The organism is Rhodococcus baikonurensis (assembly GCF_040489275.1).
Lineage (GTDB): Bacteria > Actinomycetota > Actinomycetes > Mycobacteriales > Mycobacteriaceae > Rhodococcus_F > Rhodococcus_F baikonurensis.
Window position 1 is genome coordinate 133,655 of the sequence record NZ_JBEUOQ010000011.1, and the last position, 17,944, is coordinate 151,598.

The following is a 17,944-nucleotide window of genomic DNA, read 5'->3' on the forward strand; positions in this document are numbered from 1 at the left end:
CATGACGGTTCTGGAGCTGGCTGTGCAGGACGTGCGGGGGGCGAGGATCGCGCGTTCGGTAGGAGCGACTCGAGTCGAGTTGTGTGCGGCACTCGGCCCGACGGGGGGATTGACGCCCAGCATCGGAGTGATCGAGGCTGCGTCGGAAGTGGGGATCGCGGTTCACCCGCTGATTCGTCCGCGCGCCGGAGGTTTCGTGTTCTCACCCGACGAAGTGTGGGTGATGGAGCACGACGTACGTGCTGCCGTGGCCGGAGGAGCTTCCGGCATCGTGATCGGTGCGCTGACAGAAGACAATACGATCGACACCGTCGTGCTGCGTCGCATCATCGGATGCATGGACCGTGCGCGGGTCGAGGTGACGGTACATCGTGCGATGGACGTGGTGGCCGACCGTCTGACCGCGCTGGACGAACTGATCGAGTTGGGCGTGACCCGCGTGCTGACGTCCGGGGGTGCGGATACCTGCAGTGAGGGTCTCGACGAGATCGGTCGAATGGTCGAACATGCCGCGGGCCGGATCCAGATCATGGCCGGTGGCGGAATCACCGTCGACGACATCCCGGCAATCGCTGCCGTCGGCGTCGATGCGGTGCATCTCTCGGCACGCAAGGTCGTCGCGGTGTCCGGCGGCCCTGGCGGGGGATCGGATGGCTACGACGTCACCGATGCCGACGTCGCGCAGGATGCGGCGTCAGCGCTCCGCGCTGTGAGTGCTTAGAGAGCCCTGGGACTCCTTAACCACTCACGGCCGTTCGGCTCTAGACATACATGGACATCCAACTATAGGATGGTAGACATATTCACTGCTGCCTCCTGGGCGGTCCATACGAGCAAGGAACGGGTTAGCACAATGGTTGAAAATGCGACGGTTCACGAGTTGACGCACTTCGTCGGTGGCAAGCGTGTTCCCGGGACATCTGATCGATTTGCGGACGTGTTCGATCCCAACACCGGCAAGGTGCAGGCCCGCGTCCCCCTCGCGAGCAAGGCCGAGACCGAAGCCATCATCGCCAATGCCGAAGAGGCGCAGCTGGTGTGGGCGGCGTTCAACCCGCAGAAGCGCGCCCGTGTGCTGATGAAGTTCCTCCAGCTCGCTCAGGCCGAGATGGATTCTCTGGCGCGCCTCCTTTCGTCCGAGCACGGCAAGACCGTCGCCGACGCCAAGGGTGACATTCAGCGTGGCCTCGAGGTCATCGAATTCGCCGTCGGCGCTCCGCACCTGCTCAAGGGCGAATTCACCGAGAGTGCCGGCACCGGTATCGACGTGTACTCCATGCGTCAGCCGCTGGGCGTCGTTGCCGGCATCACGCCATTCAACTTCCCCGCGATGATCCCGCTGTGGAAGGCCGGCCCGGCCCTCGCCGCCGGTAACGCCTTCATTCTCAAGCCCTCCGAGCGTGACCCCTCCGTCCCGCTGCGCCTGGCTGAACTGTTCCTCGAAGCAGGCCTGCCGGCGGGCGTGTTCAACGTCGTCAACGGTGACAAGGAAGTTGTCGACGTCCTGCTCACCGACGATCGCATCAAGGCCGTCGGCTTCGTCGGCTCCACGCCGATCGCTCAGTACATCTACGAGACGGCCGCAGCTCACGGAAAGCGCGCACAGTGCTTCGGCGGCGCCAAGAACCACGCGATCGTCATGCCGGACGCCGACCTCGACGAGGTTGCCGACGCACTGATCGGTGCAGGCTACGGCAGTGCCGGTGAGCGTTGCATGGCCATCTCGGTTGCCGTTCCCGTCGGCGAGGAGACCGCGGACGCTCTTGTCGCGAAGCTGAAGGAGCGCGTCGCGAAGCTCAAGATCGGTCGCAGTGACGACGAAGGTGTCGATTTCGGCCCGCTCGTTTGCCAGGATGCCCTCGACCGCGTCAACAACTACGTGCAGATCGGCATCGACGAGGGCGCAACTGCAGTCGTCGACGGCCGCGGCTTCACTCTCGAAGGCCACGAAGGCGGATTCTTCGCCGGCGCAACCCTGTTCGACAACGTCACCTCGGACATGCGCATCTACAAGGAAGAGATCTTCGGACCCGTCCTTCAGGTGGTCCGCGCTGCCGATTACGAAGAGGCGCTGCGTCTTCCGACCGAACACGAGTACGGCAACGGTGTCTCCATCTTCACCCGCGACGGCGACACCGCACGTGACTTCACCGCTCGCGTCAACGTCGGCATGGTCGGCGTCAACGTGCCGATCCCGGTCCCGATCGCCTACCACACCTTCGGTGGCTGGAAGCGCTCCGGATTCGGTGACCTGAACCAGCACGGTCCCGACTCCTTCCGCTTCTACACCAAGACCAAGACCGTGACGCAGCGCTGGCCTTCCGGCAAGAAGGAAGAGACCAACCACTTCGTCATCCCCACGATGAACTGATCGGAACACTTTCCATGTTTACTCTGACCGATGACGAGCGGGCGATTCGTGACACTGCCCGCGACTTCGCGGCCGAGCATCTGGCGCCCAACGCAGTGGAGTGGGATCAGACCAAGCATTTCCCGGTGGACGTCCTCCGTAAGGCGGCGTCCCTGGGGATGGGCGGTATCTACATTCGTGAAGACGTGGGTGGCAGTGAACTGAGCCGCGTCGACGCTGCCCGGATCTTCGAAGAACTGGCCAAGGGCGATCCGTCGCTCGCCGCATACATCTCCATCCACAACATGGTCACGTGGATGATCGACCAGTTCGGCAACGACGAACAGCGCCACAAGTGGGTGCCCGGACTCTGCTCGATGGATCAACTGGGCAGCTACTGCCTCACCGAACCCGGTGCGGGCTCCGATGCTGCGGGCCTGAGCACCAAGGCCGTTCGCGACGGTGACGACTACATCCTGAACGGCGTCAAACAGTTCATTTCCGGCGCAGGCACTTCCGACGTGTACGTCGTGATGGCGCGCACCGGATCTGCAGGTGCCAAGGGCATTTCGGCGTTCATCGTGCCCAAGGATTCACCCGGACTGTCGTTCGGCGCCAACGAGGTCAAGATGGGCTGGAACGCACAGCCGACTCGTCAGGTGATCTTCGAAGACGTGCGCGTTCCCGCTGCCAACATGCTCGGTGAAGAGGGCAGTGGATTCCGCATCGCCATGAAAGGTCTCAACGGCGGCCGACTGAACATCGCCGCCTGCTCGGTGGGTGGAGCTCAAGCTGCGCTGGAGAAAGCCGTCGCATATCTGGTGGACCGCAAGGCTTTCGGTTCGGCGCTGATCGAGTCGCAGGCCCTGCAGTTCCAGCTCGCCGACATGCGCACAGAACTCGAAGCGGCCAGGACACTACTGTGGCGCGCCGCCGCAGCACTCGAAGACGGGGCGTCCGACGTCGTGGAGCTGTGTGCGATGGCCAAGCGCTTCGCGACCGACACCGGATTCGACGTTGCCAACAAGGCTCTCCAGCTTCACGGCGGTTACGGCTATCTTGCTGAGTACGGGATCGAGAAGATCGTTCGCGATCTTCGGGTTCATCAGATCCTCGAAGGCAGCAACGAGATCATGAGGGTGGTCATCGCGCGCAGCGTGGTCGCATCAGGTCAGGGAAAGCAGGGAGCAGCATGAGCGACGAGCTCGAGGTATTGATCGAAAAGCGTGACGGACTGGGGCTCATCACCCTCAACCGGCCCAAGGCGATCAACGCCCTCAACCATTCGATGGTCAAGGCGATGGCCAAGGCACTCGAGGAATGGAAGTCCGACGACGACGTCAAGGCGGTCGTACTCACGGGCGCCGGCGAACGCGGTCTGTGCGCGGGCGGTGACATCGTCTCGATCTACCACGACGCCAAGGACGGCAAGACCGGTTCGCTCGACTTCTGGCGTGAGGAGTACATCCTCAACTCCGAGATCGCGAACTACCCGAAGCCGTACGTCGCGATCATGGACGGGATCGTCATGGGTGGTGGCGTCGGAGTGTCTGCACACGGCGACATTCGCATCGTGACCGAGCGTTCGATGATCGGAATGCCCGAGACCGGAATCGGTTTCATCCCTGACGTGGGCGGAACGTACCTGCTCTCGCGTGCTCCCGGTGAACTCGGAACGCACATCGCGCTCACCACGGCGCGACTGAGCGCCGGGGATGCCATCGCAGCGGGCTTCGCGGATCACTTCATCCCGTCGGAGAACATCGAGACGTTCATCGCCGCTCTCGCGTCGTCCTCGGTTGCCGACGCCGTGGCGCAGTACGCGGAGCCGGCTCCGGTGTCGGAGCTGTTGGCCCAGCAGAGCTGGATCGACGCCGCGTACTCGGCCGACGACGTCTCCACCATCGTCGAGCGTCTTCGCGCGAGTGGAATCCCCGAGGCGGAGAAGGCGGCAGAGCAGATTCTCGGCAAGTCCCCGATCGCACTGTCGGTGACCCTGCGATCCCTGCGACACGCCAAAGAAGCGGCAGGCCTGGAGGAGGTCCTCAACGAGGAGTTCCGGGTCTCGACGGCTGCGCTCGCCTCACACGATCTGGTCGAGGGCATTCGCGCTCAGGTCGTCGAGAAGGACCGAAACCCGAAGTGGTCGCCGGCAACTCTCGACGAGGTCACGGCAGAATCCGTCGATGCCTACTTCGCCCCGCTGGGCGACAACGAGCTCGGACTCACCCCCCAACCGCAAGGCAACTGATCACCGCCGAAGGAGCATCACTAATGAGCACCATTGGATTTATCGGACTCGGTCACATGGGTGGCCCGATGGCGGCCAACCTCGTCAAGGCCGGACACAAGGTCGTCGGTTTCGACCTTGCACCTGCGGCGCTGGAGCAGGCAGTCAAAGACGGTGCATCGGTAGCGGATTCGGCGGTCGACGCCGTTCGCGGTGCCGACGTCGTGATCACGATGCTGCCGAGCGGTAAGCACGTTCTCGGTCTGTACGAGGAACTGCTGCCGGTGGCGACACCAGGCACGCTGTTCATCGACTGTTCCACCATCGACGTCGCTGATGCCCGCGAGGCACACGACAAAGCCGAAGCAGCCGGTCACCGCAGCGTCGACGCACCGGTCTCCGGTGGAGTCGTCGGAGCGACAGCCGGCACGCTGGCTTTCATGGTCGGCGGCTCGGAAGCGGACTTCCAGGCAGCATCACCGTTGCTTGACGTGATGGGCCGCAAGGTCGTTCACTGCGGCGACGCCGGTGTCGGCCAGGCTGCGAAGATCTGCAACAACATGATCCTCGGCATTTCGATGATCGCGATCAGCGAGGCGTTCGTGCTGGGCGAGAAGCTCGGCCTGAGCAATCAGGCGCTCTTCGACGTGGCGTCCAACGCTTCGGGACAGTGCTGGGCACTGACCACCAACTGCCCGGTGCCTGGACCGGTGCCCACCAGCCCGGCCAACAACGACTACCAGCCAGGCTTTGCCGTCGCACTGATGGACAAGGACCTCGGTCTGGCTGCAAATGCGCTGCGCACCAACGGCGTCGATGCAGAGATCGGGCTCAAGGCCGCCGAACTCTACAGTCGCTTCCATGCCGCGGGCGGTGGCGGTCAGGACTTCTCTGCCATCATCAACGACATCCGTGACCGTTCGACCGAAGGACAGCAGTGACCGACTTCAACACCATCATCCTCGAGCGTAAGGGTCGCGTCGGCGTCATCACGCTCAACCGCCCGAAGGCTCTCAACGCGCTGAACTCCGAGCTGATGAACGAGGTCGTCGCCGCGGTCGCCGACCTCGAAGCGGACAACGGCATCGGAGCCATCCTGATCACCGGCTCCGAGCGCGCCTTCGCCGCCGGCGCCGACATCAAGGAAATGCAGTCCAAGACGTACATGGACGCATACGTCGAAGATTTCTTCACCCCGTGGGACCGCGTCGCAGCAGCTCGTAAGCCGCTGATCGCCGCCGTCTCCGGGTACGCGCTCGGTGGTGGCTGCGAGCTGGCGATGCTCTGCGATTTCATCATCGCTTCGGATACCGCGAAGTTCGGCCAGCCCGAGATCAAGCTCGGTGTCATTCCGGGTATCGGTGGCTCGCAGCGTCTTACGCGCGCGGTGGGCAAGGCCAAGGCCATGGAACTGTGCCTCACCGGCCGCAACATGGATGCAGAAGAAGCCGAGCGCGCCGGCTTGGTGGCTCGGATCGTTCCGGCTGCCGATCTGCTCGACGACGCATTGAAGACCGCAACCACCATCGCCGAGATGTCGCTGCCGATTGCGATGATGGCCAAGGAAGCAGTCAACCGCTCCTTCGAGACCACCCTCGCCGAGGGCGTCCGCTTCGAGCGTCGGGTGTTCCACTCGACCTTCGCGACGGAGGATCAGAAGGAAGGCATGACCGCGTTCGTGGAGAAGCGGTCGGCAGAATTCAAGCACCGCTGAATTCGGGTACCGCTGAGTTCCGAAACAGCTGAAACTGCCCTCACACTCGTCGAGAGTGTGAGGGCAGTTTTTTTGTGTACGGGTGGTCGGTTCACCACTTGGTGGGTGCGCCGCCGGTGTCGAAGTCACCCGCAGTCTTGCGAAGTTCAGTGAGGATCGTCACCAATTGCTCGAGCTTGTCCTGCTGGAGTCCGGGGTGTGCGAACACCTTGCTGTTGAGCATTTCGGTGGCTTCGAGGGCGAGCGCGCGACCCGCGTCGGAGATCTCGATGAGCGTCGCACGTCGATCGCTGGGATGGGGGACCCGCCGAACCAGCTCCGCTTTCTCCAAGCGGTCGACGGCATTGGTGACGCTGGTGGGGTGAACCTGGAGGCGGGCACTGGCCTTGGCCATCGGGAGTGCGCCCGACCTGGTGAAGGTGAGAAGCGTCAGCAGTTCGTAGCGGGCGAAGGTCAGCCCGAGAGGCTTGAGAACCTCTTCGACCCGCGCCATCATGATCTGCTGCGCACGCATCACCGACGTGACCGCAGCCATGCCGTCGGCGACATCGCTCCAACCGTGCTCCGTCCACTGACGATGCGCCTCTTCGATGGGGTCGAGGGGGAGCGGCGCGGGGGGAGACATAGGTTCGATCATCCCATGCTGCGAAGCGGTCGGGTGCCTTGTCTGATTGTGTGTCGCAGCCGCTTACGTCTGTAGAGTCCCACGGGTGATTTCAATCCTCGTAGCGGGTGGCGTCTCGTTGTTCGTCGCGCTCTTCCTGACTCCGTTTCTCATTCGTGTGCTTTCGCGGCAGGGGCTCGGGCACGAGATTCGGATCGAGGGTCCGCAGAGCCATCAGGGCAAGCGTGGCACCCCGTCGATGGGCGGCATCGCGATCATCGCAGGCATGTGGGCGGGCTACCTGGCGGCACACATCATCGGTTTCGGCTCGCGGCTACCGCGGTTGTCTGCATCCGGTTGGCTGGTTCTCGCGCTGGCGACGTCACTGGGAATCGTCGGCTTTCTCGACGACTTCATCAAGATCCGCAAGAAGCGCAATCTCGGGCTGAACAAGACGGCAAAGACTGTCGGTCAGCTGGCGAGCGCCATCATCTTCGGCATTCTGTTCCTGCAGTTCTCCAACAACAACGGAGTCACTCCCGGAAGCCAGTACCTGTCCCATGTTCGTGACATCTCGGTGTTCTCGATGGGTGCCATCGGCTTTGTGGTTTTCTTCTGCATTCTGGTGTTCGCCTGGTCCAACGCCGTCAATTTCACCGACGGCCTCGACGGTCTCGCGGCCGGCTCGATGGGCATGATCCTGGGGACTTACGTCGTCATCGCCGGTTGGCAGTACCGGAACTCGTGTGTCCTCGAGCCTGCCGCCGGTTGCTACGACGTTCGTGACCCTCTCGATCTCGCGATCGTCGCTGCCGCGGCAGGTGGGGCGTGCCTGGGCTTCCTCTGGTGGAATGCCGCTCCGGCTCAGATCTTCATGGGCGACACCGGCTCCTTGGCGCTCGGCGGCCTGGTGGTCGGCCTGTCCGTCACGACGCACACCGAGCTGCTGATGGTCATCATCGGAGCCCTGTTCGTGGCTGAGATCCTGTCGGTGATCATCCAGGTTCTGGTCTTCCGATCGTCCGGTCGACGCGTGTTCAAGATGGCCCCGATCCACCACCACTTCGAGTTACTCGGCTGGCCGGAAACCGTCGTGATTGCAAGATTCTGGATCTTCGTCGCGATCTCGTGCGTCCTGGGACTTGCCACCTTCTACAGCGAGTGGTTCTCCGCTGCCGGTTAGACCGATTCGCTCGTTCGGGTCGGATCGCTCTTTCGGGTCGTAGCCAGAAGAGCGATCAGACCGAGCGACACACACGCCGTCATCGTGACGGCCAGGGCTGTGCTCGTGTTTCCCAGCAGGCCGACGGCGGGTGCGATCGCCGCGCCGACACCGAACTGGAAGGCGCCGAGCATCGCCGCCGCAGTACCGGCCGCCTCGCCGTGACGAGCGAGAGCCAGTGCCGGGGCGTTGGGGAGAACGAACCCGATTGCGCCGGCCATGATCCAGAGCGCGATCACGAATCCGGCGAGCCCGCCCAGTTCCAGGACCGCGACAGTAATGACTACAGCGCCGGAGACAACCGCAGCCACGAGGGCCCACTTGGTGATCTGCTGAGGAGTCCACCGGTCGAGCAGTCGGACGTTGACCTGCGAAGCACCGATCAACGCGATCGCGCCCGCGCTGAAGAGCAGCGCGAACTCCTGTTGATTGAGGCCGTACTGGTCCTGATAGACAAACGACGCCCCGGAGACATACGCGAACAACGACGCCATGCCGACGCTGGAGACGAGCGTCAGGACCATGAACGTGCGGTCGCCGAGGAGCGAGCCGTAGGTGCGGAGAACCGACGTCAATCCGCTCGGGCGACGCTTTTCCTTCGGCAGTGTTTCGGACAGTCCGAACGCACCGATCATCGCCGTGCCGACGCCGATCAGTGCCAGGACGACGAAGATTCCGCGCCAGTCGAGGGCGACGAGGAGGGCGCCACCGATGCTGGGCGCCAGGATCGGCGCAACGCCGAGCACGAGCATCAGCCGGCTCATCACGACGGCAACGGTGTTGCCGCTGTAGAGGTCGCGGACGATCGCCATGGTGACCACTGCCGCGGCCGCCGCGCCCATGCCCTGGAAGACCCGCAGGATTCCGAGGACCGCAATGCTCGGTGCGAAGACCGCCAGCAGCGAAGCCAGGATGTGGACGCCGATTCCGGCCAGCAGCGGCTTCTTGCGGCCGAGCGTGTCCGAGAGCGGCCCGACCAACAGTTGGCCGAGCGCGAGGCCCAGGAGGGTTCCGGTGATCGTCAGCTGAACCGTTGACGACGAGACTCCGAGATCGGCGCCGATATCCGGTAGCGCAGGCAGGTACATGTCGATGGTGAAGGGGCCGAGTGCCGTCATGGAACCGAGGGCCAGGATCTTTCCGACACTCGGCTTGCGGTCGACACTGCTCGTTTCCAGCGGGGCCGCCTCCAAGGGCGGAGCTGCCTTCACAGGCGGGGCGATGGCGGTGTTCTCGGCACTCATGAAACCTTCTGGGTTGTCTGGGTCTGGCGAACTGCTCGGTCGTTCGGGCGAAATTCGGGCCGCACTTCGTATGACCTGCGCCCACCGAGGGAGTCAGCATCGAGACTGACCGATTTGTTCCCGAAGAGCTCGCAGTTTTCCCAGAGACTGGAACGCCTTGTGGGATTGCGCTCGAATCATGCTGAGCGGAACTGTGGTTCGGCGCTGTCACTCGGGGCAGAGTTACTCACTGACGCGGGTGTGGCTGAGTGGCTAGGCACCGGCCTGCAAAGCCGTTCACACGGGTTCGAGTCCCGTCATCCGCTCGGGCGTCGGGGCTGGCCAACATGGTCGGCCCCGATTCATATTTGCAGGTTAGGGAACTGAATTCGATGTTGCATGCGAAATGCGCAAGGGTGTGTGTACGTGTCGTGTTGGGTGCGCAAGGGTACATATTTACTTCATGTGGAAGTACCACGGAGGTACCAGCGAGACGAATTCGAACGACTGTGCGGGTGGCGTTTGAACACAGAAACGCCCCGGCTCTCAATTGCTGAGCCGAGGCGTTCTGCGCGGTACCAGGACAACTCCCACATCCACCGCGAGAGAAGTCAATCGTTGGTGTCGTGGTCTGCTCATCGCCAGAACATGTTCACGTCCGATGCGCTTTTGCCGCCGGAGGAAAGGACTTCCGGCCCGCTGGGGTTTGGTTGCCGCTGGTGCGCGGCGCTGGTTGGTGTCTCGTTGCCGGATCGCGGCAAAGGGCAAGCATTTGCAAGTGGCGGGGTGCCAGGGGCGGGGCAAACAATGCTCAAGCGGCTATCGGCGTACCTTGGTGCCCGAACTTGCTGATCGAGGTGGCGCCTTGGGCTCGCTGCTGACCTTGGTTCCGGCTGAATTCTTGCGAACGGTCACCGCGAGCTCTCGCTTGGGCTTGTCTAGTCTGGGCGTTACGTCCAGCAGACGACCATGTTTTCCGTGATAAACGACCGTGCCCTTCACGAGAAGGCCCCGCCCGGTCGCAGTGCGGAACTCCGCTCCAGCCTTCGCAGCCTTGTAGTCACCGCGCTGGCCGGCGGAAAGGTGCCCTCACGTAGGACTGGCGGGCTTTCCTCGTGGCTTTGCGGCCCAACTGTGCGAGTCGCGGCCTTGGCCGCGCCTTTTGCTCCAGCTACACGTGAGAAGCGTCCTTTACTGTCGCGTTTGGACGATCGACGGGCCATCACACACCTCGCGGACGCGAGTTGATATGTGCCGCTGACCGTTGCAGTTTCGCAATCCCTGCTTCGCGGGCAAGGCGGTCCCGCTCGGACTTCTCCAGGGCAGCCGCTACGGGTGACGATGCGTCTGACGGGCTTCCTCAACCGAAGTAGCACGTTCGTGTATTTGGTATATACGCGTGTCTGGCGCGGCGGTGAGGACCGTGTTTTGGTGTCCTATCCTTAGCCGTGCTCGCCGAGTTTTCGGGCAATTGCCTTGGCAATGTCCTCAGCCTGTTCTTCGAGATCGCCTTCCGGATCGTACCCTCGGCCGCCCTTTGACTGCAGAATATCGAATGCACCTTGTGGCATCCTCACAGACCAAATTGGTATTACTTCATTCTTTTCAATCCGATGCTTGTAGTTCGCTGCTTCGAAGAGTGTCCATCTCTTAATTCCGTACTTCTCGCCCAATATTGGAACGACGAATCGGCTATCGCTGGCGTAGATTGGCCCAAGGATGGCTTCAACATCATTTGCCATGATTCTTGATTCTTCTGCCTTGTCGTAGAAGACGGCAAGTTCGAACTCTTCAAGGTGATTTTGAAGCTTTTCGGCAAAAGCCCGATCTTCTCCCGCGAATGAGAGCGCGACGTCGTATGGCTTCTTGGAATCAACGTTTGTAAATCCTACTTCTCGAATGAATTCTGTCCAATCGAGATTTTTGAGATAGTACATTATGTGGGGATCTTCAACGGACAATGATCGAGAATCCGCGTTATAGTGCAAAATTGCTGAAATTTCCGGCGTCTCGCACAAGCGTTGAAGGTGGCCCTTGTCGACCACCTGTTTTACGCTGTACTTTTCGTTCGGGTGCATCTTCGCCTCTTCGTTGAGGTCGATGCTCCACTCAGGCGAATCTGTCAGCCACCGTAAGATATGGAAATAGTTTGCTCGGCCACCGGTTCTGAACCTGGTTCCACGCACGAAACCTTTCACGGCGGAACCGAATCTCGTCCGCTGGCGTTCCATTACTTGTCTGCGTGCCGACGCATAGAGGGTCTTGATCTCGGTTGTCTCTTGCTGCTCTTCCAAAATTCCTTGTTGGGTGCAAATTTCGTGACAAAGGAGTTGCGCTAAGTAGAAACTCCCTTGCGCTCCATTGATTACATTCTCAGCCGCGATTAGATTGATATTCAAGGCGGTCTCGCCTTTTTTGATCATTTCACGAATCTTGCTATCGGGTTCGGACTCGAATTTTATTCGATCGATTCTGTTTGCGAGATCGGGTGCGAATGATATCAGGTTTACGCCGGCCTGATTAATTCCAATTATTATCAATTTGCTCGCGACGGCTTCCGTATCTGCGAGTATCTTGAGAAGATCGGATATTGAATTCTGATCTTCAAGGGGCAGGCGGTGGAAATCATCGATGACGACTACGCCAAAATCTCTTATGGTAGGTAATTCGCGGATCACTTCAATATCGCTCAAGCTGCGTGCTGAAAGCTGAGTAGCTTGTTGTTCAAGGCCCAGGTCTCGAAGCGAAGTCAAGACCGCTGTTGACTTCCCGATGCCGCTGGGGCCTTCGATGACTACGCCTCGGCCTTTGGTCCTCAGTGCAACCTTTAGGCGGTCACTGTGGCTGGGGCTGACGAAGGTATGGGTGGGCACACCGGAAACCTTGAATACATCTTCGAGTAGCGCGAGCTCGGACATGAGACCCTCCAGTTTGTTGTGGCCCGAATATATCTTGCTGCTGGGACTGGAGGTACGGGGGAGGTACCGGCCACCCGTTGCCTCTCAGTTCGTCTGTACGACAATGTCTCTGCCAGCGGAGTCAGTCAGTGACGCGGGTGTGGCTGAGTGGCTAGGCACCGGCCTGCAAAGCCGTTCACACGGGTTCGAATCCCGTCATCCGCTCGTGTCGGAGACCGGCAGGCATACCGCCTGCCGGTCTCTCTTGTGCGGTCCTGGTTCGCGGTGTCGGCTGCGATAGTCTGGGCTGCCGGAGCGAGCGGACCACTTGAGTGAGGCACTGAATTGATTTCGGGACAGGACCTGCGATCGCGGCGCTTGGACGTGGGGATCAGTCAGTTCCAGTTCGCCCGCCGAGCGGGAGTCTCGTCAGCCGTCGTCTCCGCGTGGGAACTCGACAAGGCGTATCCGAAGCCACCGGTGGCGCGCGCAGTTCTCACAGCCCTCTCCGCGTTGGAAGCGGCAAAGCGTGAGGGCACGTACGCGGCCCCGCGGAAGCGATCGAGTGGTAGTAGCCGTGCGCGTCGAGCGACACCGGTCAACGTCCCCGCCTCGGTGGCCAGGCGTGCGGTCGCGGCGGCAGGAAGCGGAGCCCCCACCGTACTGACGGCGTTCTCCGGTTGTGGGGGTATGGCCGAAGGCTTTCGGATGGCGGGGTTTTCGGTGGAGGGATACATCGAAGTCGTTCCTGAGGCGCGCGCGACCTTCGATCGGAACTTCCCCGGTGCGAGGTGCCTCGGCGAGGACATCCGGGCAATCGATGAAGCCCGTGTGAAAGACCTTCTGGCACAAGTGGACATCGATGTGTTGGCCGGGGGACCGCCGTGTCAGGGCTTCAGCCTCGCCGGCCGACGCGACCGCGACGATCCGCGCAACCATCTCTTCCGGAACCTGCTCGAGCTCGCCGACCTGGTGAAGCCGAAGGTCGTGGTGATGGAAAACGTGCGATTGCTGCTCAGCATGAAGGACCCGGACGGTGGGATGGTCGTCGACCGGATACTCGGCGAGATGGCTGCACGCGGTTACGACGCGTCGGTCAACACGGTCAATGCGCAGGATTACGGCGTCCCGCAGTTCCGGGAACGAGTGTTCATCGTGGCGACCCGCCGCGACAGTGGTATCGGTCCGCTGCGTTTTCCGCCGAAGACTCACGGCGTGAATGGTGTTGCGCCGCTGAGGACTTTCCGCGATGCCACCGTCGACCTGGCTCCGCTGGAATCCGGACAGGCCTGCGAAACGGACCCGCTGCACTGGGCCGTCGAGCATCCCGAGCACGTCCTGCGGTGGCTGCGTGATGTGCCGGAAGGAATGTCGGCTCACGACAACGAAGATCCGGCCATGCGACCGTCGTCCGGATACAACACGACGTACAAGCGATTGCGGTGGGACGAGCCGGCGTCGACGGTCGGAACCACCTTCGGGATGATCTCGGCTTCCCGCAACGTACACCCGAAACACACGCGATCCTTGACCGTTCGAGAAGCTGCTCGCCTCCAGACTTTTCCCGACGACTACGTATTCGAAGGCAAGTGGGGAGCGGTGCGCACGATGATCGGCAATGCGGTGCCGCCGCAGTTGGCGTCGGTACTGGCAGGAGAGATCAAGAAGGCCCTCGGCTGAGATAGTGCACCTATGGAAAATGGGGCCGACAATGTCGGCCCCATTTCGAGTTACGCCCTGGCAGGGGTGTGGTGCAAGCGAATCAGCTGAGGTTGAGCTTGGCGATCAACGGCTGGACGACCTTGATGATGTCGATGACGGCGCTGAGGGTGTTGATGGAACCCATGTTTCGGTCCTCCGTGTCGTATGTACAGGTTTGTATGTACAAGGTTGTGTCTGCGTGGTGTTTCTGTACGACCTTGTGTCGCAGACACAAGTTAGCAAACTGGACGCTTGTTTGGGTTGAAATGACCGCTTTGCGCTGAAGTTGCTGAAAAGTTCACGGTTTGTTCAGGAATGGAAACAAAAAACAGGCCGGACTCCCCGAAGTCCGGCCTGTCGATGACGCTTTGCGATCAGCTGAATGCCGAAAGTGCGCTGATGAGGCCGATGCCCGCAACTGCGACCTTGAGGACACTCAAGACGTCTTCGAGCTTGACACCCTCGGGCAATACGTTTTCGACAGACTCCATGTTGGATCCTTCATGTGTTGGGGTCGTGGTCCAGTGCCACTGCAAGCAAGATACCCAATCGTGACCACCTGTGAAACCCCGGCGCGAAGATCACAGTTGTGTTGCGCCGGACTCACTGGCCGTCGCGACGACGGTGGCTGCCACTATTTGCTCCACGCTGATGCCTGCTGCCGGTAGGCAGTGGTAGAAAATTCGTTCACAGAGGTCGACCATCTCGCCTCGCTCGAGCGTCGGCTCGTCGATCCAGTTGACGACGATTTCCTCCATGAACGCCTGCCACCCGGCGATTGTCGCCTCCACGGTCGCGTTCGATTCGATGCCCAGATTAGTGAGCGCAGCGACTATCCACGTGGTGAAAGTGCGGCGCATCCCACGGTAGATCGTGCGCATCCGGACGTCGCCACTGCCGGCCATCCGCATCACGGCGAGGTAAATGGTGGGGTGCTCGATAACGGCGTCGACGAAAGTTTCGATACCTGAACGCAGCTGGGACGTGATGGGTAGCTCGGGGTCAGGTCGCATTCGATCTTCGAGATCGGCCGAGGCAGCCTCGAGGATGGCGTTCTGGAAGCCCTTTTTGTTCTTGAAGTAGTGGAACAGCAGTGGCGGTGAGACGCCGGCCTCGGCGGCAACTCGGTCCATCGACAGTTGGTCGAAAGGCTCGGTCCGCAACATGTGTACTGCCACCTCGAGGATTTGCCTCTGACGGTCTTCGGGGGAGCGAGGGACTGCAGCCATTCCGACATCTTATGTATTGGCCCGTAAGGTTCATTGACTTTTACTCAACGCTGTCTATAACGTGAGGTAACACATACGTGAGGCGAGGAGTCCGACAGTGTCTGCTTTCGACATCGTGGTCAACGACGGGTTGTGGTTCGACGGGACGGGGGCTCCAGGTCTGCGTCGCAATCTCGGAATTCGAGACGGCGTGGTCGCGGAGGTGTCCACGACGGGCCTCGAGATCGGGCCGGACACCGAGGTGATCGATGCGGCCGGCAAGTGGGTGCTCCCGGGTTTTGTCGACGTCCACACGCACTACGACGCCGAGGCCTTGGTTAGTCCAGGGCTTCCGGAATCGGTTCGCCACGGCGTCACGACGGTCGTGCTCGGTAATTGCTCGTTGTCGACGGTGTATTCGACCCCGCGCGAAATTGCGGACCTGTTCAGCCGGGTCGAAGCAGTGCCCCACGACGCGGTGCTGCGCATCCTCGAAGGGAACAAGACCTGGACCGGTCCCGCGGCCTACACCGCTGCACTCGAAGCCCTTCCCCTCGGACCGAACGTCGCGGCCTTCATCGGCCATTCCGACATCCGCACGCACGTACTCGGATTGGGGCGCGGCACCGACAAGAAGGTCAAGCCGACCCGCTCGGAACTCGGCCGGATGGGCTCGATGCTCGAGGACGCCATCGATGCGGGGATGTTGGGCCTGTCGTCGATGACCAACGCCCTCGACAAGATCGACGGCGACGAATACCGTTCCCGCTCTTTGCCGTCGACGTATGCACGGTGGAAGGAGTTCCGATTCCTCAACCGCATCCTTCGTGATCGCGGCAAGATCTTGCAGAGCGCTCCGACCATCAACCTGCATCCGAACGTCGCGGCGTTCTTCGCCGAGAGTTCTGCCATCGGACGCAAGAAGCCGCTCAAGACGTCGCTGCTCTCCGGTGCGGATTCGAAGGCCTACCCGGTGATCGTGTACTTCATGCTCGCTGCGGCCCCGCTGCTCAACCGCTTCGCCAAGACCGATTTCAAGTGGCAGCACCTTCCGGTTCCGTTCACCGTCTATGCAGACGGAATCGACCTTGTCGTATTCGAGGAGTTCGGTGCCGGCGCCGCCGCGTTGCACCTCAAGGACCAGGTGGAGCGCAACGAACTGCTCCAGGACGAGTCGTACCGCCGCGCATTCCGCAAGGACTACGACAACAAGTTCTCTCCTCGCATCTGGCACCGCAATTTCTACGACGCCGTCATCGTCGGTTGCCCGGACGAGACGTTGATCGGCAAGAACTTCGGTCAGGTCGGCGACGTCCGGGGAGTGCACCCCGTGGACGCATACCTCGATCTGGTGGTGAAGTACGGACGAGAACTTCGCTGGCGCACCACTATTGCCAATCATCGTCCCAAGTTCGCCAAGAAACTCGCCGCGAGTTCCGGCGTGCAGATGGGCTTCGGCGATGCGGGTGCGCATCTGCGCAACATGGCGTTCTACAACTATCCGGTGCGACTCCTCAAGCGTGTCAAGGACGCCCAGAGTGACCGCAAACCGTTCCTCACGGTCGAACGGGCAATTCATCGCCTGACCGGCGAGCTGGCGGACTGGTACGGCATCGATGCCGGGCATCTACGCCAGGGTGACCGCGCGGACTTCGTTGTCATCGATCCAGCCGGGCTCGACGAGTCGGTGGACGGCCTGTTCGAGGCAAAGGTCCCCGAGTACGGCGGGATCAGCCGAATGGTCAACCGCAGCGACGACGCAGCCGTCGCGACGGTGATCAACGGCCGACTCGTCTACCGGGACGGCGAATTCGCCCCGGGATTCGGAATCGAAAAGACAGGCCAGTTCCTGCGCGCTGGTGAAAAGGCTCCGATCACAGGGGTCACGAAGGCTAGCGTGGCGCTATGACTACACCGGCGGATCGCCTCACCTCGTACTCCCGGTCCGGGCTGACCTTCGACGTACGCGACGAAGGTCCGGCAGACGGTCCGGTTGTGGTCCTCCTGCACGGTTTTCCGCAGGATTCGAGCTCGTGGGATCAGCTCGCACCGCTCCTGCACACCCGCGGCTTCCGCACGGTGGCGCCGGATCAGCGAGGGTACTCACCCGGCGCCAGGCCGAAAGCGCGCTGGGCGTACCGCGGGTCCGAACTCGCCGCTGACACTGTCGCACTGATCGACGCGCTCGCGGTGGACAAGGTGCACCTGGTCGGCCACGACTGGGGTGCCGCAGTCGCATGGCAGGTCGCTGCCGAGCGGCCCGATTTGCTCAACACCGTTACCGCGGTGTCGGTTCCGCATCCACTGGCGTTCGTCAAGGCGATGGTGACCAGCACGCAGGGACTGAAATCGTGGTACATGGGGGCGTTCCAATTGCCCTTCGTTCCCGAGAAGGTTCTGTCCTCCACGTCGGCGGGTGAGAAGTTCCTGATCTCGAGCGGGCAGACGCCGGAGAACGCACGACGCGATCTGAATGCCATGCTGGCTCCCGGCCGCCTGCGGGGTGGTCTGAACTGGTATCGCGCGATGTGGATGACCAAGCCGAACCCCGCAACTGCCCGGGTCACCGTGCCGACCATGCACGTCTGGAGCGACGGCGATGCTGCCATCGGGCCCAAGGGATCTGCGCTCACCCCCGCGTTTGTCGACGGCCCGTACCGGTTCGAGGTTCTCAGCGGCGTGAGCCACTGGATTCCGGACGAGGCGCCGGACGAGTTGGACCGACTGCTGGGCGAGCATCTCGGCAGCTGACCGCGTTTCGATCACTGAAGCCCCGCCGATCGGCGGGGCTTCAG

At 61.8% G+C, this 17,944-nt stretch carries 15 protein-coding genes and 2 tRNA genes; 12 read left to right on the forward strand and 5 right to left on the reverse strand.

Features of this window, described 5'->3' with window-relative positions; all coding sequences use genetic code 11:
• The first annotated feature begins 1 nt into the window (after position 1).
• The 6 genes from ABWI03_RS23745 to ABWI03_RS23770 all read left to right on the forward strand — a co-directional run bounded on the left by ABWI03_RS23745 (position 2) and on the right by ABWI03_RS23770 (position 6,294).
• On the forward strand, positions 2–721 hold the full coding sequence (locus ABWI03_RS23745) for a copper homeostasis protein CutC (RefSeq protein ID WP_166812963.1): 720 nt from the start codon (positions 2–4) through the stop codon (positions 719–721).
• 132 nt (positions 722–853) lie between these two features.
• Positions 854–2,371 carry a CoA-acylating methylmalonate-semialdehyde dehydrogenase gene (locus ABWI03_RS23750; protein WP_095971576.1) on the forward strand — a complete coding sequence of 506 codons (1,518 nt, stop codon included), beginning with the start codon at positions 854–856 and terminating at the stop codon, positions 2,369–2,371.
• A 14-nt stretch (positions 2,372–2,385) separates the two neighbouring features.
• A complete protein-coding gene (locus ABWI03_RS23755) occupies positions 2,386–3,546 on the forward strand; it encodes an isobutyryl-CoA dehydrogenase (protein ID WP_298773097.1) in 1,161 nt (386 codons plus the stop codon).
• Positions 3,543–4,601, forward strand: coding sequence for an enoyl-CoA hydratase/isomerase family protein (locus tag ABWI03_RS23760; protein WP_124569486.1), 1,059 nt, complete (start codon positions 3,543–3,545; stop codon positions 4,599–4,601). Before ABWI03_RS23755 ends, ABWI03_RS23760 begins: the two co-directional genes overlap by 4 nt.
• Before the next feature lie 23 nt (positions 4,602–4,624).
• Complete coding sequence (gene mmsB, locus ABWI03_RS23765; RefSeq protein ID WP_095971578.1) at positions 4,625–5,521, forward strand: 3-hydroxyisobutyrate dehydrogenase; 897 nt, start codon at positions 4,625–4,627, stop codon at positions 5,519–5,521.
• On the forward strand, positions 5,518–6,294 hold the full coding sequence (locus ABWI03_RS23770; protein ID WP_003941374.1) for an enoyl-CoA hydratase: 777 nt from the start codon (positions 5,518–5,520) through the stop codon (positions 6,292–6,294). Before mmsB ends, ABWI03_RS23770 begins: the two co-directional genes overlap by 4 nt.
• Positions 6,295–6,385: 91 nt before the next feature.
• Here the strand turns inward: ABWI03_RS23770 and ABWI03_RS23775 are convergent, their stop codons facing one another.
• Entirely contained in the window at positions 6,386–6,919 is a 534-nt protein-coding gene (locus ABWI03_RS23775) for a MarR family winged helix-turn-helix transcriptional regulator (protein WP_054825961.1), read from the reverse strand.
• A gap of 85 nt (positions 6,920–7,004) precedes the next feature.
• Here ABWI03_RS23775 and mraY point away from each other — a divergent pair, with 85 nt between their 5' ends.
• On the forward strand, positions 7,005–8,081 hold the full coding sequence (gene mraY / locus ABWI03_RS23780; protein ID WP_003941316.1) for a phospho-N-acetylmuramoyl-pentapeptide-transferase: 1,077 nt from the start codon (positions 7,005–7,007) through the stop codon (positions 8,079–8,081).
• On the opposite strand, the gene ABWI03_RS23785 is transcribed toward mraY, so the two are convergent.
• Positions 8,078–9,364, reverse strand: a complete 1,287-nt coding sequence (locus tag ABWI03_RS23785) for a multidrug effflux MFS transporter (protein WP_298773103.1) — start codon at positions 9,362–9,364, stop codon at positions 8,078–8,080. The genes mraY and ABWI03_RS23785 overlap by 4 nt on opposite strands.
• 234 nt (positions 9,365–9,598) lie before the next feature.
• Between ABWI03_RS23785 and ABWI03_RS23790 the strand changes: the two genes are divergently transcribed.
• Positions 9,599–9,669 (forward strand) — tRNA-Cys (locus tag ABWI03_RS23790).
• A gap of 1,116 nt (positions 9,670–10,785) precedes the next feature.
• Here the strand turns inward: ABWI03_RS23790 and ABWI03_RS23795 are convergent.
• Positions 10,786–12,261 carry a TIR domain-containing protein gene (locus ABWI03_RS23795; RefSeq protein WP_298773104.1) on the reverse strand — a complete coding sequence of 492 codons (1,476 nt, stop codon included), beginning with the start codon at positions 12,259–12,261 and terminating at the stop codon, positions 10,786–10,788.
• Between the two features lie 133 nt (positions 12,262–12,394).
• On the opposite strand from ABWI03_RS23795, the gene ABWI03_RS23800 reads away from it, so the two are divergent.
• Both ABWI03_RS23800 and ABWI03_RS23805 read left to right on the forward strand, forming a co-directional pair.
• Positions 12,395–12,465: transfer RNA gene (locus ABWI03_RS23800), tRNA-Cys, on the forward strand.
• A gap of 120 nt (positions 12,466–12,585) precedes the next feature.
• Positions 12,586–13,920, forward strand: a complete 1,335-nt coding sequence (locus ABWI03_RS23805; protein WP_298773106.1) for a DNA cytosine methyltransferase — start codon at positions 12,586–12,588, stop codon at positions 13,918–13,920.
• An 82-nt stretch (positions 13,921–14,002) separates the two neighbouring features.
• On the opposite strand, the gene ABWI03_RS23810 is transcribed toward ABWI03_RS23805, so the two are convergent.
• Positions 14,003–14,128: a hypothetical protein gene (locus ABWI03_RS23810; RefSeq protein WP_255246884.1), complete on the reverse strand. Its 126-nt coding sequence runs from the start codon at positions 14,126–14,128 to the stop codon at positions 14,003–14,005.
• A gap of 394 nt (positions 14,129–14,522) precedes the next feature.
• Positions 14,523–15,170 (reverse strand): TetR/AcrR family transcriptional regulator, encoded by a 648-nt coding sequence (locus ABWI03_RS23815; RefSeq protein ID WP_042923173.1) that lies wholly within the window; start codon positions 15,168–15,170, stop codon positions 14,523–14,525.
• Between the two features lie 97 nt (positions 15,171–15,267).
• On the opposite strand from ABWI03_RS23815, the gene ABWI03_RS23820 reads away from it, so the two are divergent.
• Both ABWI03_RS23820 and ABWI03_RS23825 read left to right on the forward strand, forming a co-directional pair.
• The gene (locus ABWI03_RS23820; protein ID WP_095971581.1) at positions 15,268–17,058 is read left to right on the forward strand and encodes an N-acyl-D-amino-acid deacylase family protein; all 1,791 of its coding nucleotides are present in this window, start codon (positions 15,268–15,270) and stop codon (positions 17,056–17,058) included.
• Positions 17,055–17,900 (forward strand): alpha/beta fold hydrolase, encoded by an 846-nt coding sequence (locus tag ABWI03_RS23825; protein WP_298773112.1) that lies wholly within the window; start codon positions 17,055–17,057, stop codon positions 17,898–17,900. Before ABWI03_RS23820 ends, ABWI03_RS23825 begins: the two co-directional genes overlap by 4 nt.
• Positions 17,901–17,944: the final 44 nt, after the last annotated feature.